We start from the raw sequence: 26,830 nt of genomic DNA on the forward strand, positions 1-26,830 counted from the left end.
AAACACCCGGCACCGGAACGCCGGACATCAGAACGTCGGGCTCAGCGCCGGCGCCGCGGGCTCCACCGGGGGAGCGGCGCCCAGCCCCGCACCCTCCGGCCCCCGCCGCGCGAACCGCGCCAGCAGCCACGCGTTCACCCCGAACAGCGCCGCGAACAGCACCGAGAACGCGGCGAACGACACCGCGACCGTCCCCGCGCCCGCACCCGGCGACAGCGCGTCCTCGGTCTTCAGCACCCCGTAGACCATCCACGGCTGCCGCCCCACCTCCCGGAACACCCAGCCCGCGACCATCGCCACGTACGGCAGCGGCACCGCCGCGATCATCAGCACGTGGAACACCCGGCCCCGCACCAGCCACCGCCCGAACGGCAGCTTCACCAGCGCGATCGCCGCGACCAGCATCATCAGCGACCACATCGTCGTCATCAGCGCCTCACCGGCCCCCGCCAGCCCCGGCGGCGTGTAGTCGCCCGGCCCGAACCGCGCCGTGAAGTCGGCCACCGCCGCCGCCGCCGCCGCGTCGTCCCCGCCCGTCTTCGTCGGCTGGACGTACTGGAACTGCATCCCGCCGAACACCACCACCGGCATCACCGACGCCACCACCGTCAGCAGCCCGATCCGCATCGACCGCCGGAAGAACTCCACCTCCGCCGTCCGCCGCAGCAGATGGAACCCGCTCACCCCCGCCATGAAGAAGCCCGCCGTCAGCAGCCCCCCGAACAGGACGTGGAAGAACGCCAGCAGCGCCGTCGGGTTCGCCAGCAGCGCCCCCGCATCGGTGAGCCGCGCCGTGCCGTCCACCATCTCGAACCCCACCGGACGCTGCAGCCACCCGTTCGCCACCAGCACGAAGTACGCCGACAGGTACGCCGTCAGCGTCACCACCCAGATCAGCGCCAGGTGCACCCACCGGTTCAGCCGGTCCCACCCGAAGATCCACAGCCCCAGGAACGTCGACTCCACGAAGAACGCGATGATCGTCTCCAGCGCCAGCGGCGCCCCGAACACGCTCCCCGACACCCGCGACAGACCCGACCAGTTCAACCCGAACTGGAACTCCATCACCAGCCCCGTGACGATCCCCACCGCGTAATTGATCACATACAGCTGGCCCCAGAACCGCACCATCCGGGCGTGCACCGCGCTGCCCGACACCGTCGCCCGCGTCTGCGTCAACGCCACCAGCGTCGCCAGCCCCAGCGTCAGCGCCACGAACAGGAAATGCGTCCCGGCCGTCAACGCGAACTGCACCCGCGCCAGCATCAGCGGGTCCCCGCCCATCGCCACACGCTCCAAGAATCGACCCGAAACCGACGCCACGATCCTCGGGGCGCACCCACCGGCGGCGAATCAGGCGCGAGCGTGCAACCGCGCTGCGCCTTTGGCGTAGCCGACCCCCCGCGCCTACATCTCCCGATGTACACGGCCCCGCCACGCACCCGACCCCAGCACGACCGCCACCACCGCGTAGGGCACCGCCGCCAGCGCCATCAGCACATCCGCGCCCGCCCACCGCGACCCCAGCGCCCACCCCGCGTACACCAGCACCGCCACCGTCTCCGAACCGAACCCCGCCACCGACGTCACCGTCGCCCGCGCACCGTCACCGATCCGGTCCTGCAGCCGCGCGTCCGCCGCCGCCATCGCCCACCGGAACACCCCGAACGCCACCGCGACCCCCACCAGCCCGCCCGGACGCCCGGCCAGCGACCCCGCCGCCAGGCACACCGCGCCCGCCACCAGCACCGGCGGCAGCCACCCGGCACGCCGACCCGCCAGCCAGCCGCCCACCGCGTCCCCGGCCGTCACCACCAGCACCAGCAGCGGCACCGCCGCCCCCGCCGCCCCGGTCGACGCCACCAGCAGCGGCACGTACTCGTCCAGCGACGTCACGCCCTCGAGCACCATCACCAGCACCAGCGCCCACCGCACCGCCGGCTCCCGCCGCACCTGCGCCCACCCGGCGCGCACCACCGCGCCCAGCGACGGCGCGTCCTCCGCCCCGCCCCGCGATTCGGGCAGGAACCATCCCGCCACCGCGCACGCCGCGCAGGCCGCCGCACTCGCCACCCCGAGGGCCCGGTACCCGCCCGCCGCCAGTACCGGCGACGCCACTGCGGACGCGGCCACCACCGCCAGCAGGGAGACGGCCTCCGACCGTCCGATCAGCCGCGCGTACGCGCCCGCCGCCCCGACGCGCTCCAGCTCCTCGTACACCAGCGCCTGCATCGTCCCCGACCGCAGCGCAGACCCCGCGCCCCACAGCATGAAACCCGCGGCGAACGCCGGATACGAGGGGAAGAACGCCCAGAGCGCGAACCCCGCCCCCGCCAGCAGGGGAGCGGCGACCAGCAGCAGCCGGCGCGAGAACAGATCCGCCCACAGACCGGACGGCAGTTCGAGTGAGAACGTCGTGACCGACCAGATCACGAACAGCGACGAGATCGCAGCAGGAGACAAACCGGTATCGGCGAACAACACCGCATAAACCGGATACAGAAGGACGAAATCCTCAAGGAACGCGTAGGAGTACAGCCTCCGCGCGAGTCCAGCCTCAGGTGAAGATCAATGTCGTCGGCGCATACCCGCACCCTAACCGCCCGCCCGCGCCCCGCGCACCCCCCATCACCGCCGGGGGAGGGGGAGCAGCCCACGCGGCCGACTCACGCGGCCGGCTCACGCGGGCGGCTCACGCGGGCGGCTCACGCAGCCGGGTCACGCCCGAACAGCGCCAGCAGCCGCGCCTGATCCGAGGCATCGTCCGCGACGGCGACCTCCGCCCCCACCATCCCCGCCTCACGCCCGCGCGGCGCCATCCGCTCCGCCGTCTCCAGAGCCGAACGCACCAGATCCGCATCGAACTCGACCGCCTGACCGGTGGCCCGCGCCAGATCCCACGTGTGCACCAGCAACTCCAGCGGATACCCCTCCAGCCACTCGCGCATCGTCGCGTCCCCGAAGGCCAGCGGGACCGTCCGATCCAGCGCCTCAGGCGTCAGCGCCGCCATCATCCGGGCCCGCACCTCGCGCCAGGACGCCACCGGATCCGCACCGGCCACCTCCCGCCAATCCGGATCGTCCCGGGGGAGAGGCCGCCCCGCCGCACGCATCTCGACCACCAGCAGCCCGGCCGTGACATGCCCCGCCACGTCCACCGCCGCCCACCCCTCGCACGGCGACGGCGACGACCACTGATCCGCGGGCACCGCCGACAGCACCGCCTCGAACCCGTCCAGCGCACGCACGAAACCCTCAGGAACCACGACACCACCCCGGAGTCGGTCACCACCACGCGGACCCCGCCAATGTAACGATCCCCCCGGCCGGCGGCCCCCGATTCTCCGGGAGGCCGCCGACCGGATCAGCGAACGCGGTCGTAGACCAGGGACAACGTGCCGTGCTCGCCCCCGGCCTGACCGGCGAGCGACCACCGCCCCTCCGGCAGACCGTCCTCGAAGAGGCGCGGCCCACCGCCGAGGAACACCGGGAAGACCGTGAGCGCCAGCCGATCGACCATGTCGGCCGCCAGCAGCGCCTTGATGACACTCGGACTGGACGGCACGAAGATGTCACCGCCCTCAGCCGCCTTGAGTTCCGCGACCACCTCGGCCGCCGGCCGGTCGACGACCGCCGTCCGCTCCCACGGCGCCTCCGCGAGCGTCGAGGACAGGACCACCTTGTCGGTGCCGACGAGCCACTTCGCGAACTCCTCATCGCGCGGATCGGCGCCCTCCATGCCGATCACGGTCGGCCAGAAGCCCAGGAACCCCTCGGCGTTCACCCGCCCCAGCACGGCCGTCGTCGCCGGCTCCCACAGCGCGGTCAGGTGGTCGCGCGCGACGTCGGTGACCGCGTACGGCATCACCCACCCCATGTCCTGCGGATCGCCCGGCTTGGCGTACCGGCCGTCCAGGGATACGGCGATGTTGGTGACGACCCTGCGGCCGCCGGTCTGCTCCGTCATTTCCCGCTCCTCGTCTCGCTGTCTTCCGTGGTGAACACGGCCGCGAGCCTGTCGAGGCTCTGGCCGAAACCGATCTCGATCCCCGCGATGAAGTCCGCGGAACCGACCGTGCTGCCGGTGACCCGGTACTGGACGTCGAGGTCCGTGCCCGCGTCGGTGCGCCGTAGCTCGAAGTCGAGATGACCGGTGAAGGCGACCCCGCCGCCGGGCAGCAGAGGCGACAGCCGGTAGGCGAGACGCTCACCGGGCCGCACCGCCTCGACCACTCCCTCCGCACGCCCGGCGACCGCATCCGAACCGTCGGCGTCCTCGGCGTCGCGGTACTCCTGGACGATCCGGCCGCCCTCCCGCGCCTCGAAGACCAGCTCGGAAACGCGCAGGTCGTCGGGCGCCCACCAGCGGGCGAGCAGATCGGACTCGGTCAGATGGCGCCACACCGCCCCGGGGCTTCCCGCCAGCGACCGCCGGAACGCGAACGAACGCCCGTCCGCCCACCCCGGCTCCCGTGCGGCGGCCCGCTCCGCATCGAGGCTGCGCCCGTACCGCTCAAAGGTGTCACGCGGCCCGCCGTCCAGCTCCGCCGTGTCGGCGAGCCGTCCGAGCTCTCCCGCCAGCTCCCGTAGGGGAGCGGACCGGAGCGCGTAGATGCGCCGCTGCCCGGTGCGCTGCGACGTGACGATCCCCGCGCGTTCCAGGGCCTGCAGGTGCTTGGTCGTCTGCGGCTGCCGCGCCCCGGCGAGCTGCGCGAGCACGCCCACCGACCGAGGCCGCTCGGCCAGCAACCCGACAAGCCGCCAACGAACCGGATCGGCCAACGCGGCAAGCACAACTTCCATGCCCCAAAGTATTCTCCGTAACGAATATTCCTGTCAAGGAATATATCGCGGCGACACCACAGACAGTGTCGAGACCCCGCAGCCAAGCCAGGGGAGACGCCAGCTAAGAGACCGGCGGCCGTGCCAGCGGCGACGTCACCGCACCCAGACTCGGCCCACATACAGCACTGCCCGATGTAGAGGCCATGGGTGCGAGTGGGCCAGTGCGGCGATCGAGGGGAGGACGCCGTCGCAGCAGCCGTCAGGAGTGATGCGGTCCGCAGCGGCGGGGGCCATGCCGCGCGCACCGAAGATCCGGGTCGGCCCTGCGGGGGAGCCGACGCTTACGCTCGCGGCGCTGGAGCGCAGGTACTAGATGAGGGCGTTGCCCTGCGCGACCGCCACGGCAGCGTCGACGACGAGGCAACGATCTCGCGCGCGCGGAACTGCTCGGAGAACCACCGTCGGCGACAGGGGTCACTGTGGATGAGGTGACCATTTCGCCATGCTGGCGCGGAACATCGCCACCATGTCGTCAGGGGCGGCGATGTGGTTCTTGATGACCTCGGCCACGAGCGCCGGCGTCGCCTTGTTGCCGTGGAAAGCGCACGGCCGGCGAAGCAGGTCAGAGAAAGGCCGCACGTCCGCCGCTGGGCGCGAGACTGCGGGCAAGGCGGTTGGCGGCGAATCGGCCGAGGGGGTGCTTTCTGGTGCCCCGATCGGCTCTACTTAACATAATGTACATTATCGACCAACGATCAGACTCGCTGGGAGCGGGGCGAATCGGACGCCGTGGGGTGCTTGTGCGCGGGTTCGGCTCTCCTTCGCCGTCCCGTCAGCGCCGTCCCTCAGTGCCGTGCTGCGGCGCGCCAGGGGTTGCTCGTGGGGTGCAGCGCGGTGATCTCTCGTGGGGCGGGGTGATCAAGAGCTTCGCGGGACGGTCCGAGGCCGTTCCCGTGAACCCCGCGTAATGATCTTGGGGTCGTTCGTCGCTCGGTGCGGTCATCGGGTGGTGGGCGGGGTCAAGGTGACCCAGTAGCGGTCTTCGCCTTGGACGCGGCCGTCGTGGACGCCGCCGTTCGCGGTGATCACGCGGCGGGACGGCTCGTTGTCGGACGCGCACGTCAGCAGGACGCGGTCCAGGCCGAGCCGGCGGCACTCCACCAGGCCGGCGGCCAGCATCCGCGTCGCGTGGCCGCGCCGCCGCCAGGGTGTGACGACGTGGTAGCCGACGTGCCCGCCGACCTCGGCCAGTTCCGGTGTCAGGCGGTGCCGGACGATCAGCGTGCCCAGGTAGTCCTGGCCAGAGACGTACCAGAACGTCGAACACGGAACGCCCCAGCGTTCCTGGACGCCCCGGCGCCGGGCGACGAACGCGCCGAAGTCGCGGTGCGCCTCGTCCAGCCACTCGGCTGAGACGCCGTCCGCCAGGTGGTCGGCCCACTCCCCGGCCAGGAACGATTCGCGCACCGCCGTCGTCGGCGCGGTCAGGCGCGGTGGCGGGACGGGATCGCTCATGGGGCGATTCTGCCGGAATCCGATGAAACCGGTTCCGCGGCCGGAGAGTCTCACCTCCCGTCCCCCGATCGACACGACGAAAGGTGACCGTGAGCGAGCACCTCGACCAGGTCTTCGGCCGGCTCGTCAACCGCAGCTGGCAGCGGTTCTCGGAGCAGCTCCACACGCGCGAGATCGACGATCTGCTGGTCGGCGCCGTCATCACCGCGGCGGTCGCGCAGGGCAACGCCCTCATCGACCTGAACTCCGACGGCAACCACCACTACCTGCGCTTCCAGCACCGCGAGCACAAGCACCGGCTGATGTTCCAGCTGACGCACCTGGCGGGCGGCGTCACCGCGGCCAGGACGCTGGGCCAGCACGCGTCGGTGACGATGGCCTACGGCGAGTACGTCCAGGACGCGCGGACGGTGTGGCAGGCGCTGAAGTCGGAGGTCAAGAGCGGTTTCCTCGATGTCGGCGAGCCGGGCGTGCTCACCGTCGACGCCGACCTCGGGACCGGGTACGTGTACGTCCAGGTCCCCCTGCTGCTGGACCTGGAGCCGTACTTCGCCGACCACTACACGGTGAAGTACCCGGTGCTGCAGGAGCACATCGCCGCCGTCACCCAGGCCTGTGCGAAGTACCTGCACGGCCGCATCGCCGCCTGAACCGGAGACCGCCATGCTTTCGATGATCAACAAGTTCAAGAACAACGCCGAGGCGCGGGAGAGCAAGGACGAGGCGCTGATCGGCGAGATGGTCTTCACGATGGCGCACCTGGGCTGCCCCGTCATCGGGATCAAGTCCGGCGGCGACCTGCAGTACGTGCGGTTCAAGCCGGTCAAGGACCCGGTCCTCTACAGCTTCACGATCGTGCTGGACCGCAAGACCGGCGACGGCGCGCTGCAGCAGGCGGTGCTCGGCAGCAAGGCGACGCTGACGTTCGTGGCCGAGGTCAAGAACCACATCGCCGACCCCGACGACCTGGTGGCGATGTTCCGCACCGACATGGCGAACATGCTGCGCAGCCCCTGGTTCGGCGACGTCAAGCTCGACCACCAGCTCAACTCGATCACCGCGACGAAGAAGCAGCTGATCGACATCGACGACTACGCGGACGCCGACGGCGCCGACCGCGACCGGCTGCGGCAGCTGCTCCAGGGCACGATGCAGGAACTGCGCGAGAAGGTGGCGCCGTACAAGAAATGAGGGCGGCTGGTACGGCCCCTCCTCCGCCGGGGGCCGTGTCCCCTCTCCGACGGCAAACCGGACAGAATCCAGCTTCTGTCCGGTTTGTGTAGTTTGTCCAAGGTAATCCAGTTCAGTGGCCGCGCGTGAGGTCGGCGAAGCGGAGTGCGTTGCGGACGGCGGCGCCGCCGGGGTCGTTGTTGAAGTAGACGTAGCCGTCGTCGGCGCCGGCGAGCTCGTCCGCCCAGCTCTTGAGGGTCTCGTCGTCGTAGTGCGGCCAGGGCTCGGCGGGGCCCTCGTGGAAGCGCAGGTAGAGCCATCCGGTGGTCCGCCAGAGGGGCGTCTGCGGGCGGCCGAGGCGGTCGGTCCAGCACAGGGCGGCGCCGTGGTCCTCCAGGACGCGGCGGGTCTCGTCCGTCCACCACGTGGGGTGGCGGGGTTCGACGGCGATGCGGACGCTCCCGGGGAACTCCCCCAGGCAGGCGGCGAGGCGGCCCGGTTCGGCGCGCAGGGTCGGCGGGAGCTGCAGCAGGACGGGCCCGAGCTTGGAGCCGAGCCCCGCGGCGGCGTTCATGAGGCGCGCGACGGGCTCGGCGGGGTCGTTGAGGCGTTTCATGTGGGTCAGGTAGCGGCTGGCCTTGACCGCCATGACGAACCCGGGCGGGGTGCCGTCGCGCCACAGCTCGAACGTCCCGCGGCCGGGCAGCCGGTAGAAGGCGTTGTTGTTCTCCACCGTGGCGAACACCTCGCCGTAGCGGTGCAGCCAGCGGCGCTGCGCCAGGCCGGGCGGGTACAGGACGCCGCGCCAGTCGGCGTACTGCCATCCCGATGTGCCGATGAGCATCGGCCCCTCCCCCTCGTCCGGTGCGCCGCGCGGTGGTCATACCCCGCGGCGGACGGGTTCCAGGGCGCGGATGTAGTCGACGAGGCGGACGCCGATCTCGAACGGGAGGTCCGGGCCGTCCAGGTCGAGGTCGGGCCAGGTCTCGGAGACGCGGCGCCAGGTGGTGCGGCCGAGGAACGGGCCGGTGGCGGGGTCGTCGCCGAGTTCGGCGCGCCAGCGGGGTTCGGAGGTGAGCAGGCGGGCGAGGACGGCCTGGTTGGCGGGTTCGTCGCGGTACTCGGCGTGGAAGCCGATCTCGACGGCGTGCGCGCGGGCGCCGGGGGCCAGCTCGGCGGGGATGATCTGGGCCTCGTAGTGCTCGCGCTGCGGTTCGGGGTCGCCGAACCATGCCTTGACGCCGTTGTGGCGCACCTGGACGCGGGGGTGGCCGAGGGCGGGCGGCGCCGATCCCCGGATGATCTCGCCGACCTGGTCGAACAGTGCGAGGTCCGTCACCGTGCCGATCCTACGGGCGTTCTGTCGGGGGCGGGCGGTAGCGTCCGGCGGGTGCGACCTTCCGATGTTCAGCGGCTGACGGTGGCCGAGTGCGTGGACCGTTACGGGGAGATGGTGCGGGCGAAGACGTCGACGGGTGCGCTGGCGCCGGCGTCGGCGGAGGTGTACGCGCGGGACGTGGTGACGTTCGCGGCGCTGGCGGGCGCCGACCGGGTGCTGGACGATCTGACGGGTGAGGACGTCGATGAGGTGCTGCTTCGGTTCGCGCGCAAGCCGGATGAGCGGCGGCGGGGGCGGCCGCCGGCGGAGCCGGGCGGCGGGCCGTCGCAGAGTGCGGCGTCGCAGGCGCGGTTCCGGCGTTCGGTGTCGGCGTTCTTCCGGTACGCGGTGGTGGCGGGGTGGGTGCAGCTGAACCCGATGGACGCGGTGACGGTGCGGCCGAAGCAGCGGGGCGGGCTGCGGGCGGAGCGGCGGGCGCTGACGGTGGAGCAGGCGGAGGGGCTGCTGGGGGCGGCGCGTGATCTGGCCGACGGGCCGGCGGTGGCGGCGCGGCGGCGGGATCAGCGGACGGAGCTGCGGGACGGGTTGATCGTGCTGCTGCTGGCGGCGGTGGGGCCGCGGGTGTCGGAGCTGACGGCGGCGAACGCGGAGGACTTTTTCGTCAACGGCGGGACGCGGTACTGGCGGATCTTCGGCAAGGGCGGGCGGACGCGGGACGTGCCGCTCCCCCGTCCGGTGGTTGAGGTGCTGGACGCGTATCTGGCGGACGGGCGGCGCCTGCTGGATCGGGGGCGGGAGCCGAAGGCGCTGCTGCTGTCGTGGCGGGGGCGGCGGCTGGCGCGGGGTGATGTGCAGGGGGTGATCGACCGGGTGCTGGAGCGGGTGGAGCCGGTGCGGCGGCGGAGTGTGACGCCGCATGGGCTGCGGCATACGACGGCGACGCATCTGCTGGCGGCGGCGACGGACATGGACGCGGTGCGGCGGGTGCTGGGGCATGCGGACCTGTCGACGCTGGGCCGGTACCGGGACGAGCTGCCGGGTGAGCTGGAGGCGGCGATGCGGGTGCATCCGCTGCTGGGTCCGGTGGAGGGCCGGCGGGGCGGTTGACGCGCCGCTCCCCTGCCGCTCCCCCGCCGCGCACCTTGTCCGGGGCGGTCAGGCGGGGTGGAGGGTGCGGGCGAGGGCGTAGGCCTCGCTGAGGTCGGTGCCGCGGTAGTCGAGGGCGGCGATGTCGGCGAGGTGGTGGTCGGCGTTGACGGCGACGGTGTTGGCGAGGTGGCGGAACAGGGGCGCGTCGGACATGGAGTCGCCGTAGGCGGTGCATTGGGCGGGGGCGAGTCCGTGGCGGGCGCGGAGCCGGTCGGCGATGCCGACCTTGTCGGCGGGGGTGAGGATGCCGGCGGGGTCGAGGGTGCCGGTGAACGGCATCGGGGGGAAGCGGGAGGCGATGACGTCGTCGAAGCCGAGGTCGAGGAGGTGGCGGGCGAAGAAGTCGGGCGACATGGTGATGACGGCGGAGTGCTCGCCGCGGGCGCGGATGTCGGCGCAGACGTCGGCGATGCCGGTGAGCCAGGTGGCGGCGGTGTAGGCGGTGGCGACGATGTCGGGGGTGAGGTGGCGCCAGAGCCGGTGGATCTCGGTGGAGAAGCCGCGGGTGTCGAGGGTGCCGGCGGCGAAGCGGGCCTCGAGTTCGCGGAGTTCGGGGAGGGTGCCGAGGTGGCGGGCGATTTCGAGGTTGGCGGTGGTGCCGGCGAGGAGGGTGCCGTCCATGTCGAAGATGTGCAGGTGTCCCACAGTGGGTGAAGTGTGCCGGACGGGTGCGGGGCGGGGCGAACGGTTTTCAGCCGGTGCGCGAGTGCCGGGCGGTGTGGGGCGGGGTTCTCTGCGGGGGTGGTGTCGTCCGAGGCGGGGGGTGTGGGGTCGTCCTTCGGTAGGAGGGACGGGGTGTCCTTCGTTCGCAGGTCGCGGGGCGGGCCCCTGCCGAAAGTCGGGGATGGCGGTGGCCGTTCGCGGGATCCGCCGGGGGGCGGCCGTTTCCTAGCGTCGGGGCATGGACGGGATCTTGGGTCTGGTGGACACGGCGGTGACGTCGCCGTGGTTCTACCTCGTGCTGTTCGCGGTCGCGGCGATCGACGGGTTCTTCCCGGTGGTGCCGAGCGAGAGCCTGGTGATCACCGCGGGGGTGTACGCGGCGTCGGGTGAGCCGGAGCTGGTGCCGGTGGTGGTGCTGGCGGCGCTGGGCGCGTTCACCGGTGACCATGTGTCGTACCTGGTGGGGCGGCGGGCGGGCGGCCGCTGGGTGCGGGGGCTGCGGCCGGGGACGCGGCGGCATGCGGCGTTCGGGTGGGCGCGGCGGACGATGGCCGAGCGGGGCGGGCTGATCCTGGTGGTGGCGCGGTACGTGCCGGGCGGCCGGACGGCGGTGACGGTGACGATGGGCGCGGTGGGGTACCCGCTGCGGTGGTTCTCGCTGTTCGCGGCGGTGGCGGCGGTGTCGTGGGGTCTGTACGGGGCGCTGCTGGGTTATGTGGGCGGGGTGGCGTTCGAGGACGACCCGGTGAAGGGCGTGGCGGTCGGTCTGGGGTTGGCGTTGTCGGTGACGGCGGTGGTGGAGGGTGTGCGTTTCGTACGGCACCGCCGCACGACCGTCCCGGAGCCGCAGCCGGGGTCTCAGCGGGAGTCGCGGTCGGAGTCTCAGTCGGAGTCGCGGCCGGACGGGGATCGGGTGGCGCGGGTGGGGCCGTTGTCCGGCGGTTGATCGCGGGAAAGTGACAGGCTTCGCACGATGGTGGCCATAGGGTGAACTTCGGCGGTCGGCCCGGTGTCTCAAGGGTGTCGGGCGTGGGCCGCCTGTGAGCGTGAGGGAGAGCATGGGAGCGCCGGATTTCAGCGCCGATCTGTACCGGGACATCACCGAGTTCGCGCAGGGCACGCCGTCCTGGGTGCATGAGGTCGCGGACGTGGGCACCGACGCGGGGCTGCTGCTGTTCGCCGTGCTGTTCGTGGCGGGCTGGTGGCGGGCCCGGGGCCTGGACGCGCGGGCGATGGGGCTGGCGCTGGCGGCGCCGTTCGCGGTGGTGTCGGCGTACCTGGTGAGCGAGGTGTCGAAGAGCTTCATCCAGGAGGAGCGGCCGTGCCGGGCGGTGGCGGGGGCGGTGCACATCGCGGCGTGTCCGCCGCAGGGCGACTGGTCGTTCCCGAGCAACCACGCGACGATCGCGGCGGCGTCGGCGGCGGCGATCGTGGTGGCGTGGCGGGCGTTGGCGCCGCTGGTACTGCCGCTGGCGGCGCTGATGGCGTTCTCGCGGGTGTTCGTGGGCGTGCACTATCCGCATGATGTGGCGGCGGGGTTCCTGGTGGGGGTCGTGGTGGCTCCGCTGGTGGCGCTGGTGCTGGTGCGGGTGCTGCGTCCGCTGGTGGACGGGTTGCGGGGCGTGGCGGCGGGCGCGGTGCTGCTGGGCGCGGGTCCGGCCGCCACTGGAGGTGGTGCGGGTTCGCCGGGCTTGGGAGTGCCGGTCGGGCAGGGTGCGCGGGCGCCGTATGCCGGTGCCGGTCCGGCGATGGGCGCCGCTCCGGTGAACGCGCCGATGGACGATGCGGCGGTGACGATGCCGGACGTGATGGGCGGTGTGACGCGCCGCCAGGGCCCTCTCCCCTAGCCGGGACGGGCCTCGTTGGGGCCGCCCACCGGTGGTGCCGCGGCACCACCGGTGGGCGGCCCTTCGGCGTCTCCTCCCCCGGGCGCGGATGCATGGCCGCGGGGGTGCATGGCCGCCGCCTGCGAGGCCACGTGACGCGAGGGCACCGGGCGCGAGGCCGTCGGCTGTGAGGCCGTCGGCTGCGAGGCCGCCGGCTGCGCGGGCGGGTGCTGGAGTTGGCGGCAGGCTGGTCGGTGCCGCCCGGGCGCCTGAAACGCGTCCGTCCTGCTGACATGCGCGGTTGACGACGAACCGTCCCGCCCGGGGCCTCTGTGACGGCCTGCGGACACCCACTGAACCGGCAGGAGGGGGCACGCGGTGGTGGTGTGGGTCAGGGGGTGTCGGGGGTGGTGTCGACGAGGCCGGCCTCGTGGGCGAGGACGGCGGCCTGGACGCGGTTGCGGACGTCCAGGCGGGTGAGGATGGCGCTGACGTAGGCCTTGACGGTGCCTTCGACGAGGTGGAGGCGGGCGGCGATCTCGGCGTTGGACAGGCCGGAGCCGAGGAGGGTGAGGACGTCGCGTTCGCGGGGGGTGAGGGTGTCGGTGCGGCGGCGGGCGCGGGCGCCGCCGTCGAGGCGGCTGCCGGCGATGTGGGTGATGACGCGGTGGGCGACCTTCGGGGACAGGTAGGCGGCGCCGCCGGCGACGGCGTGGACGCCGGCGATGAGTTCGTGCGGGTCGCCGGATTTGAGGAGGAAGCCGCTGGCGCCGCCGGCGAGGGCGCGGGCGATGTAGTCGTCCTCGCCGAAGGTGGTGAGCATGATGACGCCGGTGGCGGGGGCGGCGCGGCGGAGTTCGGCGGCGGCGGCGAGGCCGTCGAGGCGGGGCATGCGGATGTCGAGGAGGGCGACGTCGGGGCGGTGGCGGAGGGTGAGGTCGACGGCTTCGCGGCCGTCGGCGGCCTCGGCGACGACGTCGATGCCGGGGTCGGCGGTGAGGATGGCGCGGACGCCTGCGCGGATCATCGTCTCGTCGTCGGCGAGGAGGGCCCGGATCACTCGTTCTCCCGGTCGGGGTGGTCGCGGTCGGTGCGGTCGGGGTCGAGGCTGTGGGTGTCGTAGCTGTTCTTGCCGGTGAGGAGTCCGCCGGTGAAGCAGAGGCGGTAGATGCGGGCGGTGCCGAGGAGGTTGGCGTCGGGGCGGTAGTAGCGGCAGTCGGCGCCGGGCGGTTCGGGGACGGCGGCGTGGACGACGCCGGAGTCGAGGGTCTGCCGGCGCGGGAGGGTCTGTTCGACCTGGTGCTGGGGTGTGCCGACGCGGAGGGCGGCGTAGTCGGCGGGTGGGAGGACGGAGTTGAGGGTGACGTAGATGTAGTAGCCGGCCATGACGGCGCCGAGGGCGGCCATGAGGGCGATGGGGACGGTGATGGCGGTGATGAGGCCGCGGCGGACCTGGAGGCGTTCGCGGGCGAGGTGGAGGGCGGATTCGGAGGGCCACTCCCCCGCCGGGACGGGTGGTGCGCCGGGCGGTGTGCCGGGGGCGGGTGCCGTTGCGGGGGGCGGGGTGTCGGGGAGGTGCGCGGTGAGGGTGAAGCCGCCGCGGGGGTCGGGGGCGGCGTCGAGGGTGCCGCCGAGGAGGCGGACGCGTTCGGTGAGGCCGGTGAGTCCGCGTCCGCCGGTGGGGAGGAGGGGTGTGCGGCCGGGCGGGGGGTCGTTGGCGGCGGTGAGGTGGAGGGCGCCGGCGCGGCGGGTGAGAGTGATGGTGATGGGGGCGCCGGGGGCGTGTTTGGCGGCGTTGGTGATGGCCTCTTGGACGATGCGGTGGGCGGTGAGCGCGGCCATGGGGGCGAGTCCGTGCAGGGCGGCGGCGCCGGTGAGGTGGACGGGGACGCCGGAGGCGCGGGCGCGGTCGACGAGGTCGGTGATGCTCTCGCGGGCGGGGCGGACGGGTGCGGGGGCGTCTTCGGGGGTGTGGCCGGCGTCTTCGCGGAGGACGCCGATGATCTCGCGGAGGCGGTCGGTGGCGTCGGCGGCGCCGGTGCGCAGTTCGGCGGCGGCGGCGCGGTGCCGGCCGTCGAGTCCGGGGGCGACCTGGAGGGCGCCGGCGCGGACGGCGATGAGGGCGAGTTCGTGGCCGAGGGAGTCGTGCATGTCCTGGGCGATGCGGGTGCGTTCGCGGAGGCGTTCGCGTTCGGCGATGATGCGCTGCTGGTGTTCGAGGCGTTCGGCGCGTTCCCATCCGGCGTGCAGGAGTTCCTGGTGTTGGCGCCAGTAGCGGCCGATGAGCCAGGGCAGGACGCCGAGGAGGACGAGCCAGACGGTGGAGGGGAACCAGGTGGTGACGGCGAGGCCGCGGGCGACCGACAGGACGGTGCCGCCGATGAGGACGGCGGTGAGTCCCCACAGGACGGGTTGCGCGCGGCGGGTCCGCAGGCCGGTCAGGTAGGACATGACGGGCATGGCGAACACGAAGTTGCCGTGGACGGCGGTGAGCGAGATCGCGGTGAGCAGCGCGGCGGTGGGCCAGGCGCGGGACACCGCGATGGCGGCGGCGAGGACGGCGAGGCCGGCCGCTTCCAGCCACCAGGAGGCCCGGCCGGGTTCGAGCGGGGTGACGAGGCCGGCGGCGACGGGGAACGCCAGGACGGTGTAGAGGGCGGCGTCTTTGAGCAGGGCTGCGCGGGTGGGGCGGCGGACCGCGGCGCGCAGCGCGGACGGGCGCAGCGCCCGCCCGGTGCAGGCGGCCGTGCGCGCGGCCGTGCGCGCGGCGGTGGAGGCGAGCGTGTGCGCCCTGGCGCGGGCGGTGCCGCGGGCGTCGTCGGCGGCGGCGCGGCGGGTCCGGGCGGCCGCGGCGCCGCGGTCGCCGGGGTGGGGGTCGCCCGGGTGGGGGTCGGTGGCCGCGGAGTCGTTCACGGGCTCCACGCTACTGGCCGGTGAAATGCGGTGTTACTGCCGAAAGTCAGGGTGGGGGGTGGTTGAAGATCGCGGGGCGGGGTGCGGCTGAACTACGGTTGGGCGGGTGACGGCGCCCCCGATGCGGTTCCCGCTCCGCCGGCTGCGCGATCTGGCGCGCGGTCCGGCGGGTGACGCGGCGTTCGCCGCGGCGGTGCTGGTGGTGACGGTGTGGATGAGCGCGGCGGCGGCGAAGCCCGGGGACCGGTCGCTGTGGCCGGGCGGGCTGGCGCTGATCGCGGTGGCGGCGGTGTCGCTGGCGTGGCGGCGGCGTGCTCCGGTGGCGGTGCTGGTGGTCGCGGTGGCGGTGGCGGTGCTGTACTACCCGATGGGGTTTCCGGACGGGCCGGTCGCGGCGGTGCTGTGGGTGGCGCTGTTCAACGCGGCGGTGGAGTGCCGGCTGGCGGTGTCGCTGGGCGCGGTCATCGTCGTGAACGCGGGGTTCCTGGCGGTGGCGTTCGCGCGGGGCGGCGGCGACGGCGGCGACCCGGACGCGGTCACCGACGCGCGGGGGGTGGCGTCGCTGTCGCTGGGGCTGCTGGTGACGGTGGCGCTGGGGCAGTACGTGCGGAGCCGCCGGGACCGGGCGGAGGCGGCGGAGCGGCGCGCGGCGGAGGCCGAGCGGGACCGGGAGGCCGAGGCGCGGCGCCGTGCGGTGGCCGAGCGGCTGCGGATCGCGCGGGAGCTGCACGATGTGCTGGCGCACCAGATGTCGCTGATCAACGTGCAGGCGGGTGCGGCGCTGCACCGCCGGGACGACGCGGAGCGGGCGTACGCGGCGCTGGAGGCGATCAAGGCGGCGAGCAAGGAGACGCTGCGGGAGCTGCGCGGGGTGCTGGGGGTGTTGCGGCAGGTCGACGAGTGCGACGGCGGCGCGGAACCCGGCGGGCCGGTGGCGCCGTCGCCGGCACCGTCGCTGGCGCGGGTCGGTGAGCTGCTCGACCGGGCCGCCGAGGCGGGGCTCTCGGTGCGGCGGGCGGGTGACCTGCCGGAGCCGGGGGCGGCGGGCACGGCGGCGCTGGAGGCGGTGGCGGCGCCGGTGGGGGCGGCCGGGTACCGGATCGTGCAGGAGGCGCTGACCAACGCCGTCCGGCATTCTGGGGCGGCGGTGGTGACGGTGGAGGTGCGGTGCCTGCCGGGTGAGGTGCGGGTGCTGGTCGAGGACGACGGGCACGGGCCGGTGCCGGGCGGCGCGGCCGGGGAGGGGAACGGGTTGCGGGGCATGCGGGAGCGTGCGGCGGCGGTCGGCGGGGAGCTGACCGCGGGGCCGGGGGCGGCGGGCGGGTTCCGGGTGGCGGCGCGGCTGCCCCTGGGCGGCGGCCGGGATGATCGGGCGGGGAAGGGCGAGGTGGAGGACATGGAGGAGAGCGCGTGATCCGGGTGATGCTGGCCGACGACCAGACGCTGGTGCGGGCGGGGTTCCGGTCGATCCTGGAGGGCGAGGACGACATCGAGATCGTCGCCGAGGCCGGGAACGGGGAGCAGGCGGTGGCGCGGGCGGGCGAGCTGCGGCCCGACGTGGTGCTGATGGACATCCGCATGCCGGTGCTGGACGGGCTGGAGGCGACCCGCCGGATCATCGCCGATCCGCGGCTGGAGTCCGTCCGGGTGGTGATCTTGACGACGTTCGATCTGGACGACTACGTGTACGGGGCGATCAAGGCGGGTGCGAGCGGGTTCCTGGTGAAGGACACCGAGCCGCCGGAGCTGATCCACGGGGTGCGGGTGGTGGCGCGCGGGGACGCGCTGCTGGCGCCGACGGTGACGCGGCGGCTGATCGCCGAGTTCGCGTCGCGGATCACCGCGCCGCCGCCCGCGGTGGAGCTGAACGCGCTCACCGACCGGGAGCGGGAGGTGCTGGAGCTGGTGGCGGCGGGCCTGTCGAACGAGGAGATCGCCGGGCGGCTGGTGCTGTCGCCGGCGACGGCGAAGACGCACGTGAGCCGTATCCTGGCCAAGCTGGGGGCGCGGGACCGGGCGCAGCTGGTGGTGCTGGCCTACGAGATGGGCGTGATCCGTCCGGGCTGGCTCGGCTGATCCCGCGGGCGCAACCGGGCGGGCCGGGGCGGTGTTGAACGGATGTGACGGTTACGGACGAAGCTTCCTCCCGCACCCGCGACACCGCCGGCGGCGGTGCCGGCGGCGGTGCCGGCGGCGGTGCCGGCGGCGGTGGGGATGCGGGTGCGGCCGATGCGGCGGGCGCGGAGGTCGCCGCGGCGCTCGCGCGGGACCTGGACGCCGGGTTCGCCGACCTGTACGAGGCGTACCGGGGCGCGGTGTTCTCCACCGCGCTGCGGCTGTGCGGGCGGTGGGCGGAGGCGGAGGACCTGTCGGCGGAGGCGTTCCTGCGCGCCTACCGGGCGCTGGCGGGGTACGGGCCGGAGCGGATCGCCGAGCTGCGGCCGCGGGCGTGGCTGCTGATGATCCTGACGAACGTGTGGCGCAACAGCGTCCGGTCGGCGGCGCGGCGGCCGGCCGCGGCGGGTCCGATCGAGGACGCCCCCGATCCGCCCGATCCGGGCGAGGGGGTGGAGGAGGCCGCGGCGCGCCGCGAGACGGGGCGGGAGCTGGCGGGGCTGCTGGCCGAGCTGCCGGAGGCGCAGCGGGCCGCGGTGGTGCTGCGGCACGTGACCGATCTGCCGGTCGCGGAGGTGGCGGCGGTCCTGGAGCTGCCGGAGGGCACCGTGAAATCGCACGTCTCCCGGGGGCTGGCGCGGCTGCGGAGGCTGCGCGCCGCCCGGGAGGGGCAGCGGCGGGACGAGTGGGAGGGAGGTCCGCGATGACCGGTACCGATGCCGCCGGAGCGGCTGGAGGGGCGGATCCGCTGGCGCGTGAGCTGGCGGGGCTGGCCGCCGACGCGCCGCCCGGTCTGCTGGACCGCATCGCCGCGCGCCGTGTCCGCGTCCCCGGGCCGCTGGAGGAGGGGCCGCTGGGCGACCTGCAGGTCGCCTTCACCGACCGGGGTGTCGCCTACCTGCGCGCGGGGATGGGCGAGCGGGAGTTCGCCGAGGCGTTCCGGGCGCGGTTCGCGCGTCCGCTGCTGCCGGGGGCGCGTCCGCCGGCGGGGCTGCTGCCGGCGCTGCGGCGGGGCCGTCCGGGCGGGCTGGCGCTGGACCTGCGGGGATTGAGCGAGTTCGAGTCCGCCGTGCTGGCGGCCGCGGCGCAGATCCCGCGCGGGCAGACCCGCCCGTACGCGTGGGTGGCGCGGCTGGCGGGGCGGCCGAAGGCGGTCCGCGCGGTGGGGTCGGCGCTGGGCCGCAACCCGGTGCCGCTGCTGATCCCGTGCCACCGGGTGACCCGGTCGGACGGGTCGCTGGGCGAGTACGTGTTCGGTGCGGACGCCAAGGAGCGGCTGCTGCGCGCCGAGGACGTGGACGTGGAGGAGGCCGCCGAGCTGGCGCGGCGCGGGGTGCGGCTGGTCGGTTCGGACACGACGGGGATCGTGTGCTATCCGACGTGCGGGGACGCGCGGCGGATCACGCCGGGGCACCGGCGCGGTTTCGGTGATCTGGCGGCGGCGCGGTCGGCGGGGTACCGGCCGTGCCTGCACTGCCGCCCTGCCTGACCGTCCCTCAGGGGCGCCGGGCCCGGGGGGCGTGCTGGGGGGTGCGGGGGGCGGGGCATAGATCGGCGCAGGCCGGGAATGGGGCGTCCACCTGCGGGGGCGCGGCCGTGCGCCCGTCCCGCACCGAGCACCGCCGACGAGGGGGAGATCGCCATGCGCGTCGTCGTCACCGGCGCCACCGGCAACATCGGGACCAGCACGCTGCGCGCGCTCGCCGAGGACCCGGCCGTCACCGCCGTCACCGGCCTGTCCCGCCGCGCGCCGGGGCCGGGCGCGGCGCGGGAGACCGACCCGGCCGGGACGGGGAAGATCGAGTGGGCGGAGGCCGACGTCACCGACAGCGACCTGGTGCCGCTGCTGCGCGGCGCCGACGTCGTGATCCACCTGGCGTGGCTGTTCCAGCCGACGCACCGGCCGGCGGTGACGTGGGACGCCAATGTCGTCGGCAGCGGGCGGGTGTTCGATGCCGCCGCCGAGGCGGGGGTGCCGGCGGTGGTGTACTCCTCGTCGGTCGGGGCCTACTCCCCCGGCCCCAAGGACCGGGCGGTCGACGAGTCGTGGCCGACGCACGGGTGGCCCGGTGCCGCGTACTCGCGGGAGAAGTCGTATGTGGAGCGGCTGCTGGACGCGTTCGAGGCCGCGAATCCGGGCCGACGCGTGGTGCGGATCCGTCCGGGGTTCGTCTTCGAGCGGCAGAGCGCCAGTGAGCAGCGGCGGCTGTTCGCCGGGCCGCTGCTGCCCGGCCGGCTTGTCCGGCCGGACCTGATCCCGTTCGTGCCGGACATGCCGGGGCTGCGGATGCAGTTCCTGCATTCGGCGGACGCGGGGCAGGCGTTCCGGCTGGCCGCGACCCGCGACGTGCGCGGCGCGTTCAACATCGCCGCCGACCCGGTCATGGACGCCGCCGAGATCGCCGACCTGTTGGGCGCCCGGACGGTCCGGGTGCCGCAGCGGGGGGTGCGGGCGCTTCTCGCGGCCGCGTGGAACCTGCACCTGGTGCCGGCGTCGCCGGGCCTGTTCGAGCTGGCGATGCAGATCCCGGTCATGGACACCGGGCGGGCCCGCGCCGAGCTCGGCTGGACGCCCCGGCACAGCGCCCGCGAGGCGTTCGGCGAGTTCCTGGACGGGCTGCGCGCCGGCGCGGGGCGCGACACGCCGCCGCTGGCGCCCGGGACCGGCGGCCCGGCCCGCGCCCGCGAGTTCGCCTCCGGCGTCGGCCGCCGCCCCTGACCGGACCGCTTCCCGCGGCGTTCGCCCGCGCAGTTCCCCTGGGTTCCCCAGGGTTTCCCTGGCCATCGTCACCGCTCTCCTTGGAGGTCACCCGATGCCGACGATCACTTCCGACCACCTGCACACCCTGCTGGCCTCCACCGACCGCGACGCCGCGCTCGTCGTGGTCGGGGGCCGCGCCACCGTCGTCCCGGGCGATCCGAGCGCGGGCGGCGGCCCCGAGGACGCCTTGGTGATCACCACGCGGGACGCCGTCATCGCCGAGCTGGACACCGGCGCCAACGAGGAGCGGATCGAGGCGCTGGCGCAGCGACTGGAGGTCGCGCTGGAGAGCCTCGGCGGCTGACCGTGCCCCCTCCGCCTCACCCGGCGCCGGTCTGGCCCGCGCCGGGTGAGCGCGCGTCGGGTGAGCGCGCGTCGGGGGACGTGCGGACGCGGCGGCGGTGGCTGGTGTCGCAGAACGGGTAGGAGCGGCTGCGGCGGCACGCGCACAGCGCCACCAGCCACCGGTCGGACACGACCGTGGAGCCGTCCTCCAGGACGACCTCGACGGGGCCCTCCACCAGCATCGGGCCGCCCGGCACGATCCGCACCCGCCGCCGGTCCCCGGCGGCCACATCAGCGCCACCGCCAGGCCCGGCAGCGGGCCCGGGGCGCGGGTCAGGCGGGCTGGTGCTCGCGGGCATGGCCCTCACCGCCCTCGACGGGCCCGGTCCGCGCCGCGATCAGGTCGGCGCGGACCACGACCAGGTCCTCGTGCCGCTGCCCGGGCCCCAGCAGGCCCCGCGCCGCCAGCCGCGCCGCGCGGCGCCGCATCACCGGCCCGAACGGCTCGCGGTGCCGCGCCACCACCGACGCCCGCATCCCGGAGGCGCGCAGCGACACCAGCGTCGCCGCGACCCCGTTCAGCGCCGAGTGGACCAGCAGCAGCGTCCCCGACGGTGCCAGGTGCCGCGGGGCCCGCGCGCAGATGCGGTCCAGCAGCGCGCGGCCGTCCGGTCCGGCCTCCCACGCGCGGGCGCGGCCGCGCGCCGCCGCCGGGTCGATGTCGCCCGCCACGTACGGGGGGTTGGCGACGATCACGTCGAACACCTCGCCGGCGACCGGCGCGAACAGGTCGCCGCGCAGCACCCGGACCGGCAGGCCCCGCACCCGCGCGTTCATCCGCGCGGTCAGCACGGCGGAGGCGGACACGTCCACCGCGACGACGTCGCAGCCGGCGCGGGCGGCGGCCAGCGCGACCGCGCCGCTGCCGGTGCCGAGCTCCAGCACCCGCGCGCCGGCCGGGATCCCGGCGCGGGCGAGGGTCCGGCTCAGCGCGCCGGTCAGCAGCGAGGTGTCGGACTGCGGCCGGTACACCCCGGGCGGTCTCAGCAGCATCATCGCCCCTCCCCCTCTCCGCCGCCGTCGGGCGCCCCGGGCGGTGCCTCGGGCGGTGCCTCGGGCGGTGCCTCTGGCAGGGGGCGGCGCAGTGCCGTCCGCCCGGCCCGCCAGCGGTCCAGCAGGTGTGCGCCCAGGCGGTCCTCCAGCAGCCGGGTCGCGTGGACGCCCAGTGCGACGTCCGCGGCCAGGTCCGGTTCGCCGGCCAGCAGCGCGCCGATCACGTCGTGGCGCAGCACCTGCTCGTGGACGGCGTCGGCCTCGATGTGCTCGGTGTAGAACAGCAGGGCGCGGGGGCCTGCGCCGGCTCGTTCCAGCGCGGCGGCCATCCGCCGGGCGGACGGCGCCGTGGTGATCTCGGCGGCGGCGAAGTGGCCGACCAGCGCGCCGCGCAGGGAGCGGTGCAGCCCGAACAGCGACATCATGGTCACGGTCGCGAGCATCTGCGCGGGGGCGGCGTCGACGTGGGCGCCGTAGGAGGGGTCGAGGCCGAGGTCGTCCAGCAGACCCGCGTACAGGCCCTGGTGGATCATGGCGGGGCGGCCGCCGCCGAACTCGTCGTTCTCGACCGCGACCAGCGCGGTCTTGGCGGGGCCGTGCAGGCGCGGGATGACCCAGGCGTGCGGGTCGGCCTCCTTCAGGTGGTACACCGACCGCAGTGCGGCGTGCTCGCGCAGCTGCCACAGGGGGGCGCCGTCGCGCAGGTGGTGGGAGACGCCGCGGGCGTCGACCGGCTCGACCAGCAGCTCTTCCAGGGCGGCGTCGACGTCGCCGCCGGCGGGGGTGTCGCGGCGCAGGGCGTCCAGGAACACCGTTTCCAGGGCGCCGCGCAGCCGCAGCAGGTCCGGGTCCCATTCCCAGGCGGGGTCGACGCCGGCGAAGCCCCGGTAGTGCAGCTCGTAGCAGGTGTGCAGGGCCAGCTGCAGGTCGTCGCCGTAGGGGTCGGCGGACGCGGCCTCGGCGGCGCCGGGGAGGCGGGCCGGGCCGCCGGGCGGCGGTCCGGCCGCCAGCGCCGCGGTCACGGCCTGTGACAGCGGGCCGCGCGGCGGCGGCGGTGCCGGGGGCGCGGCCCGCGGCGCCGGCGCGGCGGGCGCGGCCGCGTGGTGCGCGGTCCCGGAGCGTGCGCGGGCCCGGGCCGGGGCCTGCGGAGCGGTCATGTGTCCTCCGTGGTGAGGGGGGCGTCCGTCATGGGGGCGTCCGGCTCCGGTACCCGCTCACGCGCGTCCCATACGCCCGTTTTCTCCCCTTGGGTCTCATCGGGCGGCGGCGACGGCTCGGGAGGCGCGTCCGGCGCCCCGCCCGACAGGCCGCCGGACGGGCGCCCGCCGAGCCCGGTGAGGCGGCCCGACCGGGTCTGGCGCGCCAGCATCTCCACCGCGGCGCGGGGTCCGCCGGCGCGGGCCGCGCGGCGCTGCCGGTCCGCGCCCGTCCCGGCGCGGCGGAGCGCCTCCAGCAGCGTGAACACGGTGGCCAGGTCGCCGGTGTCCTCCAGGGCGGGGGCGGCGCGGGCGACCAGGTCGTCCACCAGCCGCCACGCCGGGACGGGCCGCCGCGTGACCGGGTCCGCCAGCGCGCCGTCCAGGCCGTGGCGGGCCGCGCTCCACAGCGCCGCCGCGCACAGCTGCCCGTCGGCGCGGGGCGCCTCCCGGCCGGCCGCCAGATCGGCCAGCGCGGCGCCGACCAGGCCGCGCACCAGCGCCGCCTGCAGCACCGCCTCGTCCGCGGTCGCCGCCGCGTCGGCCGCCCGCACCTCCACCGTCGGCCACCGCGGCGACGGCCGCGCCAGCCAGAACGTCATCGAGGCGTCCACCAGCGCGCCCGCCTCGACCAGCGCCGCGACCCGCGCGTCCCACTCGGCCGCCGTCGCCGACCACGGCGGCACCCCCGCGCCCGGGAACCGCGCCATCTCCACGATCCGGCGCGCCGCGTGGCCGGACGCGCGGCCGCGGTCGAACGGCGAGTTCACCGACAGCGCCAGCAGCACCGGCAGCCACGGCCGCAGATGGTTCACCACCGCGACCGCGGCCTCCCGCCCGGGGACGCCGACGTGGACGTGGCAGCCGCACGCCTGGTAGTCCTCCACCACGTCCCCGAAGGCGGCCATGATCGCGGCGAACCGGTCGCCGGACGCGGGCGGCGGCGGGCGGCCGTCCAGCACCGGCGTCCCGGACGCCACCAGCAGCGCGCCGCGGGACCGCGCGGCCGCCGCCAGCCGCGCCCGCCCGAACCGCAGCTGCTCCCCCAGTCCGGCCAGGTCGCGGCACACGCCCGTCGCCGCCTCCACCTGCGAGGTCAGCAGCTCGGCCTGGAACGACCCGCCCGTCGCGGCCCAGCGGTGCGCACCGGCCGCGGCGAGGACGCCCTCGGCGTCCGGGACGCACTCCCCCGACACCGCGTCCACCAGCAGGAACTCCTCCTCCACGCCGACGCTCGGCGCCGCCGCGCCGCCGCCGGCCGCGCGCGGGCCGCCCGCGCCGGGACCGCCCGTGCCGTGCACGCCCATGTGCTGCCCCCTCGATCGTGCGCACCCCGTCCCCCGGGGGATGCCCGTCCAGGACGTCCCCTCCCGCCACCCGCCAAGATCCTTTCCGTCCGCCGCCCGGCGGTGACCGGATCGTTCCGCATCGCGCCGCGATCGTGTCTGCCCCGGCGGGCCCGGACCGGCCAGGATCGCAGGCATGAACCGAGCGCTTCTCGTCATCGACGTCCAGGAGTCCTTCCGCCGCCTGCCCCGCTGGGAGGCGGTCTCGGCGCCCGACATCGCCGACCGCGCCGCCCGCCTGGCCGCCGCCGCCCGCGCCGCCGGAGACCTGGTCGTGTGGATCCTGCACGCCGAACCCGGCACCGGCGGCCCGTTCGACCCCGACCTCGGCCACGTCCGCCTCATGGACGGCCTGGCCCCGGCGGACGGCGAGCCCGTCCTCACCAAGACCTCCCGCAACGCCTTCACCACCACCGGGCTGCAGCAGCTGCTCACCGCCCGCGGCATCGGCGAGGTCACCGTCTGCGGGATCCAGACCGAGCAGTGCTGCGAGACCACCGCCCGGCTGGCCGCCGACCTCGGCTACCGCGTCACCTTCGTCACCGACGCCACCGCCACCTTCCCCATCCCGCACCGCGACGCCCCGCCCGGCCGGTCCGTCGCCGAGATCCTCGCCGACCCCGCCACCCTGCACGCCGACCAGGTCATCGCCCGCACCGAGTACGCGCTGGCCGGACGCTTCGCGGCCATCGCCGCCCTCGGCGACCTCGCCCCCGAGGGCTCGGCGGTCCCGGCGGGCGGGGCGCGGTAGCCTGACCGGATCGTGAACCGCATCGCCTTCCTGCTCGTCCCCGGCCTGCACCTGCTCGACCTCGCCGGCCCCGCGCAGGTGTTCTCCACCGCCGCCGAGACCGGCCTGCCCTACCGGCTCGCCTACATCGCCGACCACGAGCCGGCCGGCGGGCCCGACCACGAGCCGGAGGTGCCCACCGCGCAGGGCGTGCCGCTGCGGGCGCCCGCCGCCTGGCCCGACCTCACCGCCGCCGACACCGTCCTGGTCCCCGGCTGGCGGTGGGGCCCCGGCCCCGTCCACGCACCGCCCGTCTCCGCCGGCGCCGCCCGCCGCCTGGCCGCCCACCACGCCGCCGGCGGCACCGTCGCCAGCGTCTGCGCCGGCGCGTTCGCCCTCGCCCACGCCGGCCTGCTCGACGGCCGCCGCTGCACCACCCACCACGAGCTGCAGGACGTCCTGGCCCGCCGCCACCCCCGCGCCACCGTCGTCCGCGACGTCCTGTACGTCACCGACGGCCGCGTCGTCACCTCCGCCGGCATCGCCAGCGGCATCGACCTGGCCCTGCACATGGTCGCCGCCCGGCACGGCCCCGCCGCCGCCGCGCGCGTCGCCCGCGCCATGGTCGTGTACGCGCGCCGCAACGGCGACCAGCCGCAGGCCGGCGCCATGCTCCGGCACCGCTCCCACCTGTCCGACCCCGTGCACCGCGCCCAGGACCTCATCGACGCCGGCTACACCCGTCCGCTGCCGCTGCACCGCCTCGCCGCCGCCGCGGGCGTCAGCGAACGCACCCTCACCCGCCGGTTCACCGCCGCGACCGGCCTCACACCCCTGCGCTACCAGCAGGAGCTGCGGCTCGAGCACGCCGAGCAGCTCATCGCGCAGGGCGCCACCACCGACGCCGCCGCCCGCGCGGTGGGGTTCACCGACGCCCGCATGCTCCGCCGCCTGCGCGCCCGCCCCTGACCCCCGCCCACCCACCCGGTGGCTCAGCCACGCCGTAGGTCGACCACCGCCGTAGGTCAGCCACGCCGTATGCCAAGCACGCCATGGATCACCCACGCCATGGATCACCCACGCCATGGATCACCCACGCCATGGATCACCCACGCCGTGAGGCAAGCGCGCCGTGAGGCAAGCGCGCCGAGGGTGGGGTCAGCCGTGCAGGGCTACGTAGGGGGCCAGTGCCAGCAGGCTCACCACGAGCGCGCCCTTCAGCGCCGCCGCCGGGACCGCCCGCGCGATCACCCACCCGGCCAGCACGCCCGCCAGCTCCGGGACGCCCACCAGCGCCGCCAGCGGCCAGTCGATGGCGCCCGCCGCGACGTACCCGGCCGTCCCGGCGGCGGCGATCACCACGGACTGGGCCTGCGCCGCCGCCAGCGCGGGCAGCACCGGCACCCCCAGTGCGATCAGCAGCGGGACGCACAGCAGCGGCCCTCCGACCCCGAACATCGCCCCGACCACCGCGACGCCCGCGCCGACCGCGACGGCCACCGGCCACCCGATCGCCCCGCCGCCCGTCCCGCCGGCCGCCGCGTCGCCTGGGCGGCGCCACAGCACCAGCACTGCGACCAGCGCGAGGAACGCGCCCAGCAGCATCCCGAACACCCGGCCGGTGACCAGGCCGTTCGCGAGGACGCCCAGCGGTGTCCCGGCGACCGCGCCGCCCGCCAGCAGCGCCGCGGTCCGGCGGGTGCCCGGGTCCCGCAGCTGCCCCGACCGCGTGTAGACGGCCGTGCCCAGCAGCCCCGTCGCGACATTGGTGACGATCGCGGTGCCCGCGACCTGCGCCGGGGACAGGTCGGTGAACGCGAACAGCCCCACCGTGACCAGGACTCCGCCGGGCCCCACCGCGGTGATCCCGACACCGGCCGCCAGCCCGATCAGGACCAGTCCCGCCAGCACCCACGGCTCCAGCCCCGCCACCGCCCACGCACCTCGCCTTCGCCGGACGTCCGCGCCTCAGGCTATGCCGCCG

Annotated in this window: 29 protein-coding genes; 13 read left to right on the forward strand and 16 right to left on the reverse strand. The window is 75.2% G+C overall.

What is annotated here, in order from left to right; all coding sequences use genetic code 11:
* Positions 1–27: 27 nt before the first annotated feature.
* The 6 genes from ABFX46_RS17710 to ABFX46_RS17735 all read right to left on the reverse strand — a co-directional run bounded on the left by ABFX46_RS17710 (position 28) and on the right by ABFX46_RS17735 (position 6,300).
* Positions 28–1,284, reverse strand: coding sequence for a cytochrome ubiquinol oxidase subunit I (locus ABFX46_RS17710; RefSeq protein ID WP_346043388.1), 1,257 nt, complete (start codon positions 1,282–1,284; stop codon positions 28–30).
* 123 nt (positions 1,285–1,407) lie between these two features.
* Positions 1,408–2,538: an MFS transporter gene (locus ABFX46_RS17715; protein ID WP_346043708.1), complete on the reverse strand. Its 1,131-nt coding sequence runs from the start codon at positions 2,536–2,538 to the stop codon at positions 1,408–1,410.
* A gap of 167 nt (positions 2,539–2,705) precedes the next feature.
* Entirely contained in the window at positions 2,706–3,248 is a 543-nt protein-coding gene (locus ABFX46_RS17720; RefSeq protein ID WP_346043389.1) for a TIGR03086 family metal-binding protein, read from the reverse strand.
* Positions 3,249–3,364: 116 nt separating this feature from the next.
* Positions 3,365–3,967 (reverse strand): dihydrofolate reductase family protein, encoded by a 603-nt coding sequence (locus tag ABFX46_RS17725; RefSeq protein WP_346043390.1) that lies wholly within the window; start codon positions 3,965–3,967, stop codon positions 3,365–3,367.
* Entirely contained in the window at positions 3,964–4,803 is an 840-nt protein-coding gene (locus ABFX46_RS17730) for a metalloregulator ArsR/SmtB family transcription factor (RefSeq protein WP_346043391.1), read from the reverse strand. The genes ABFX46_RS17725 and ABFX46_RS17730 overlap by 4 nt, the downstream gene beginning before the upstream one ends.
* A gap of 981 nt (positions 4,804–5,784) precedes the next feature.
* The gene (locus tag ABFX46_RS17735) at positions 5,785–6,300 is read right to left on the reverse strand and encodes a GNAT family N-acetyltransferase (protein WP_346043393.1); all 516 of its coding nucleotides are present in this window, start codon (positions 6,298–6,300) and stop codon (positions 5,785–5,787) included.
* A gap of 89 nt (positions 6,301–6,389) precedes the next feature.
* On the opposite strand from ABFX46_RS17735, the gene ABFX46_RS17740 reads away from it, so the two are divergent.
* Both ABFX46_RS17740 and ABFX46_RS17745 read left to right on the forward strand, forming a co-directional pair.
* Complete coding sequence (locus ABFX46_RS17740; RefSeq protein WP_346043395.1) at positions 6,390–6,950, forward strand: hypothetical protein; 561 nt, start codon at positions 6,390–6,392, stop codon at positions 6,948–6,950.
* A gap of 13 nt (positions 6,951–6,963) precedes the next feature.
* On the forward strand, positions 6,964–7,491 hold the full coding sequence (locus ABFX46_RS17745) for a hypothetical protein (protein ID WP_346043397.1): 528 nt from the start codon (positions 6,964–6,966) through the stop codon (positions 7,489–7,491).
* Positions 7,492–7,603: 112 nt separating this feature from the next.
* Here the strand turns inward: ABFX46_RS17745 and ABFX46_RS17750 are convergent, their stop codons facing one another.
* Both ABFX46_RS17750 and ABFX46_RS17755 read right to left on the reverse strand, forming a co-directional pair.
* Complete coding sequence (locus ABFX46_RS17750) at positions 7,604–8,314, reverse strand: DUF72 domain-containing protein (RefSeq protein WP_346043399.1); 711 nt, start codon at positions 8,312–8,314, stop codon at positions 7,604–7,606.
* A gap of 36 nt (positions 8,315–8,350) precedes the next feature.
* Positions 8,351–8,809 (reverse strand): hypothetical protein, encoded by a 459-nt coding sequence (locus ABFX46_RS17755; protein WP_346043401.1) that lies wholly within the window; start codon positions 8,807–8,809, stop codon positions 8,351–8,353.
* Between the two features lie 51 nt (positions 8,810–8,860).
* Here ABFX46_RS17755 and ABFX46_RS17760 point away from each other — a divergent pair, with 51 nt between their 5' ends.
* Positions 8,861–9,916, forward strand: a complete 1,056-nt coding sequence (locus ABFX46_RS17760; protein WP_346043402.1) for a tyrosine-type recombinase/integrase — start codon at positions 8,861–8,863, stop codon at positions 9,914–9,916.
* A gap of 48 nt (positions 9,917–9,964) precedes the next feature.
* On the opposite strand, the gene ABFX46_RS17765 is transcribed toward ABFX46_RS17760, so the two are convergent.
* Positions 9,965–10,603, reverse strand: coding sequence for an HAD family hydrolase (locus ABFX46_RS17765; RefSeq protein WP_346043404.1), 639 nt, complete (start codon positions 10,601–10,603; stop codon positions 9,965–9,967).
* 256 nt (positions 10,604–10,859) lie between these two features.
* On the opposite strand from ABFX46_RS17765, the gene ABFX46_RS17770 reads away from it, so the two are divergent.
* The gene (locus ABFX46_RS17770; RefSeq protein WP_346043406.1) at positions 10,860–11,567 is read left to right on the forward strand and encodes a DedA family protein; all 708 of its coding nucleotides are present in this window, start codon (positions 10,860–10,862) and stop codon (positions 11,565–11,567) included.
* A gap of 112 nt (positions 11,568–11,679) precedes the next feature.
* Positions 11,680–12,468: a phosphatase PAP2 family protein gene (locus ABFX46_RS17775; protein ID WP_346043408.1), complete on the forward strand. Its 789-nt coding sequence runs from the start codon at positions 11,680–11,682 to the stop codon at positions 12,466–12,468.
* A gap of 370 nt (positions 12,469–12,838) precedes the next feature.
* Here the strand turns inward: ABFX46_RS17775 and ABFX46_RS17780 are convergent, their stop codons facing one another.
* Positions 12,839–13,507, reverse strand: a complete 669-nt coding sequence (locus ABFX46_RS17780; RefSeq protein ID WP_346043409.1) for a response regulator — start codon at positions 13,505–13,507, stop codon at positions 12,839–12,841.
* On the reverse strand, positions 13,504–15,360 hold the full coding sequence (locus ABFX46_RS17785; RefSeq protein ID WP_346043411.1) for a sensor histidine kinase: 1,857 nt from the start codon (positions 15,358–15,360) through the stop codon (positions 13,504–13,506). Before ABFX46_RS17785 ends, ABFX46_RS17780 begins: the two co-directional genes overlap by 4 nt.
* A 106-nt stretch (positions 15,361–15,466) precedes the next feature.
* Here ABFX46_RS17785 and ABFX46_RS17790 point away from each other — a divergent pair, with 106 nt between their 5' ends.
* The 6 genes from ABFX46_RS17790 to ABFX46_RS17815 all read left to right on the forward strand — a co-directional run bounded on the left by ABFX46_RS17790 (position 15,467) and on the right by ABFX46_RS17815 (position 20,540).
* On the forward strand, positions 15,467–16,774 hold the full coding sequence (locus ABFX46_RS17790; protein WP_346043413.1) for a sensor histidine kinase: 1,308 nt from the start codon (positions 15,467–15,469) through the stop codon (positions 16,772–16,774).
* Positions 16,771–17,436, forward strand: a complete 666-nt coding sequence (locus tag ABFX46_RS17795) for a response regulator (protein ID WP_346043414.1) — start codon at positions 16,771–16,773, stop codon at positions 17,434–17,436. The genes ABFX46_RS17790 and ABFX46_RS17795 overlap by 4 nt, the downstream gene beginning before the upstream one ends.
* 44 nt (positions 17,437–17,480) lie before the next feature.
* Complete coding sequence (locus ABFX46_RS17800; protein ID WP_346043416.1) at positions 17,481–18,182, forward strand: RNA polymerase sigma factor; 702 nt, start codon at positions 17,481–17,483, stop codon at positions 18,180–18,182.
* A complete protein-coding gene (locus ABFX46_RS17805; protein WP_346043417.1) occupies positions 18,179–18,964 on the forward strand; it encodes a methylated-DNA--[protein]-cysteine S-methyltransferase in 786 nt (261 codons plus the stop codon). The genes ABFX46_RS17800 and ABFX46_RS17805 overlap by 4 nt, the downstream gene beginning before the upstream one ends.
* A 153-nt stretch (positions 18,965–19,117) precedes the next feature.
* A complete protein-coding gene (locus ABFX46_RS17810; protein ID WP_346043419.1) occupies positions 19,118–20,194 on the forward strand; it encodes an NAD-dependent epimerase/dehydratase family protein in 1,077 nt (358 codons plus the stop codon).
* 94 nt (positions 20,195–20,288) lie between these two features.
* Positions 20,289–20,540, forward strand: coding sequence for a hypothetical protein (locus tag ABFX46_RS17815; RefSeq protein WP_346043421.1), 252 nt, complete (start codon positions 20,289–20,291; stop codon positions 20,538–20,540).
* A gap of 16 nt (positions 20,541–20,556) precedes the next feature.
* Here ABFX46_RS17815 and ABFX46_RS17820 read toward each other — a convergent pair whose 3' ends face one another.
* The 4 genes from ABFX46_RS17820 to ABFX46_RS17835 form a co-directional block, all read right to left on the reverse strand.
* Positions 20,557–20,763 carry a CDGSH iron-sulfur domain-containing protein gene (locus ABFX46_RS17820; protein WP_346043710.1) on the reverse strand — a complete coding sequence of 69 codons (207 nt, stop codon included), beginning with the start codon at positions 20,761–20,763 and terminating at the stop codon, positions 20,557–20,559.
* 91 nt (positions 20,764–20,854) lie between these two features.
* Positions 20,855–21,577 (reverse strand): HemK2/MTQ2 family protein methyltransferase, encoded by a 723-nt coding sequence (locus ABFX46_RS17825; RefSeq protein WP_346043422.1) that lies wholly within the window; start codon positions 21,575–21,577, stop codon positions 20,855–20,857.
* The gene (locus ABFX46_RS17830; RefSeq protein ID WP_346043424.1) at positions 21,574–22,731 is read right to left on the reverse strand and encodes an iron-containing redox enzyme family protein; all 1,158 of its coding nucleotides are present in this window, start codon (positions 22,729–22,731) and stop codon (positions 21,574–21,576) included. The genes ABFX46_RS17825 and ABFX46_RS17830 overlap by 4 nt, the downstream gene beginning before the upstream one ends.
* Complete coding sequence (locus ABFX46_RS17835) at positions 22,728–24,077, reverse strand: carboxylate-amine ligase (protein ID WP_346043426.1); 1,350 nt, start codon at positions 24,075–24,077, stop codon at positions 22,728–22,730. The genes ABFX46_RS17830 and ABFX46_RS17835 overlap by 4 nt, the downstream gene beginning before the upstream one ends.
* 175 nt (positions 24,078–24,252) lie before the next feature.
* On the opposite strand from ABFX46_RS17835, the gene ABFX46_RS17840 reads away from it, so the two are divergent.
* Both ABFX46_RS17840 and ABFX46_RS17845 read left to right on the forward strand, forming a co-directional pair.
* Complete coding sequence (locus ABFX46_RS17840; RefSeq protein ID WP_346043427.1) at positions 24,253–24,867, forward strand: cysteine hydrolase family protein; 615 nt, start codon at positions 24,253–24,255, stop codon at positions 24,865–24,867.
* A gap of 12 nt (positions 24,868–24,879) precedes the next feature.
* On the forward strand, positions 24,880–25,815 hold the full coding sequence (locus tag ABFX46_RS17845; protein WP_346043429.1) for a GlxA family transcriptional regulator: 936 nt from the start codon (positions 24,880–24,882) through the stop codon (positions 25,813–25,815).
* 189 nt (positions 25,816–26,004) lie between these two features.
* Here the strand turns inward: ABFX46_RS17845 and ABFX46_RS17850 are convergent, their stop codons facing one another.
* Positions 26,005–26,778: a sulfite exporter TauE/SafE family protein gene (locus tag ABFX46_RS17850; RefSeq protein WP_346043431.1), complete on the reverse strand. Its 774-nt coding sequence runs from the start codon at positions 26,776–26,778 to the stop codon at positions 26,005–26,007.
* Positions 26,779–26,830: the final 52 nt, after the last annotated feature.

The sequence above is a fragment of the Actinomadura chokoriensis genome (genome assembly GCF_039529475.1).
GTDB lineage: Bacteria > Actinomycetota > Actinomycetes > Streptosporangiales > Streptosporangiaceae > Spirillospora > Spirillospora bangladeshensis.

What these genes read in the sequence shown, in the direction of transcription:
- ABFX46_RS17710 (WP_346043388.1), bottom strand. Translation starts at nt 1,284, where the DNA reads ATGGGCGGGGACCCGCTGATGCTGGCGCGGGTGCAGTTCGCGTTGACG.
- ABFX46_RS17725 (WP_346043390.1), bottom strand. Translation starts at nt 3,967, where the DNA reads ATGACGGAGCAGACCGGCGGCCGCAGGGTCGTCACCAACATCGCCGTA.
- ABFX46_RS17730 (WP_346043391.1), bottom strand. Translation starts at nt 4,803, where the DNA reads ATGGAAGTTGTGCTTGCCGCGTTGGCCGATCCGGTTCGTTGGCGGCTT.
- ABFX46_RS17735 (WP_346043393.1), bottom strand. Translation starts at nt 6,300, where the DNA reads ATGAGCGATCCCGTCCCGCCACCGCGCCTGACCGCGCCGACGACGGCG.
- ABFX46_RS17745 (WP_346043397.1), top strand. Translation starts at nt 6,964, where the DNA reads ATGCTTTCGATGATCAACAAGTTCAAGAACAACGCCGAGGCGCGGGAG.
- ABFX46_RS17750 (WP_346043399.1), bottom strand. Translation starts at nt 8,314, where the DNA reads ATGCTCATCGGCACATCGGGATGGCAGTACGCCGACTGGCGCGGCGTC.
- ABFX46_RS17770 (WP_346043406.1), top strand. Translation starts at nt 10,860, where the DNA reads ATGGACGGGATCTTGGGTCTGGTGGACACGGCGGTGACGTCGCCGTGG.
- ABFX46_RS17775 (WP_346043408.1), top strand. Translation starts at nt 11,680, where the DNA reads ATGGGAGCGCCGGATTTCAGCGCCGATCTGTACCGGGACATCACCGAG.
- ABFX46_RS17805 (WP_346043417.1), top strand. Translation starts at nt 18,179, where the DNA reads ATGACCGGTACCGATGCCGCCGGAGCGGCTGGAGGGGCGGATCCGCTG.
- ABFX46_RS17810 (WP_346043419.1), top strand. Translation starts at nt 19,118, where the DNA reads ATGCGCGTCGTCGTCACCGGCGCCACCGGCAACATCGGGACCAGCACG.
- ABFX46_RS17815 (WP_346043421.1), top strand. Translation starts at nt 20,289, where the DNA reads ATGCCGACGATCACTTCCGACCACCTGCACACCCTGCTGGCCTCCACC.
- ABFX46_RS17820 (WP_346043710.1), bottom strand. Translation starts at nt 20,763, where the DNA reads ATGCTGGTGGAGGGCCCCGTCGAGGTCGTCCTGGAGGACGGCTCCACG.
- ABFX46_RS17825 (WP_346043422.1), bottom strand. Translation starts at nt 21,577, where the DNA reads ATGATGCTGCTGAGACCGCCCGGGGTGTACCGGCCGCAGTCCGACACC.
- ABFX46_RS17830 (WP_346043424.1), bottom strand. Translation starts at nt 22,731, where the DNA reads ATGACCGCTCCGCAGGCCCCGGCCCGGGCCCGCGCACGCTCCGGGACC.
- ABFX46_RS17835 (WP_346043426.1), bottom strand. Translation starts at nt 24,077, where the DNA reads ATGGGCGTGCACGGCACGGGCGGTCCCGGCGCGGGCGGCCCGCGCGCG.
- ABFX46_RS17840 (WP_346043427.1), top strand. Translation starts at nt 24,253, where the DNA reads ATGAACCGAGCGCTTCTCGTCATCGACGTCCAGGAGTCCTTCCGCCGC.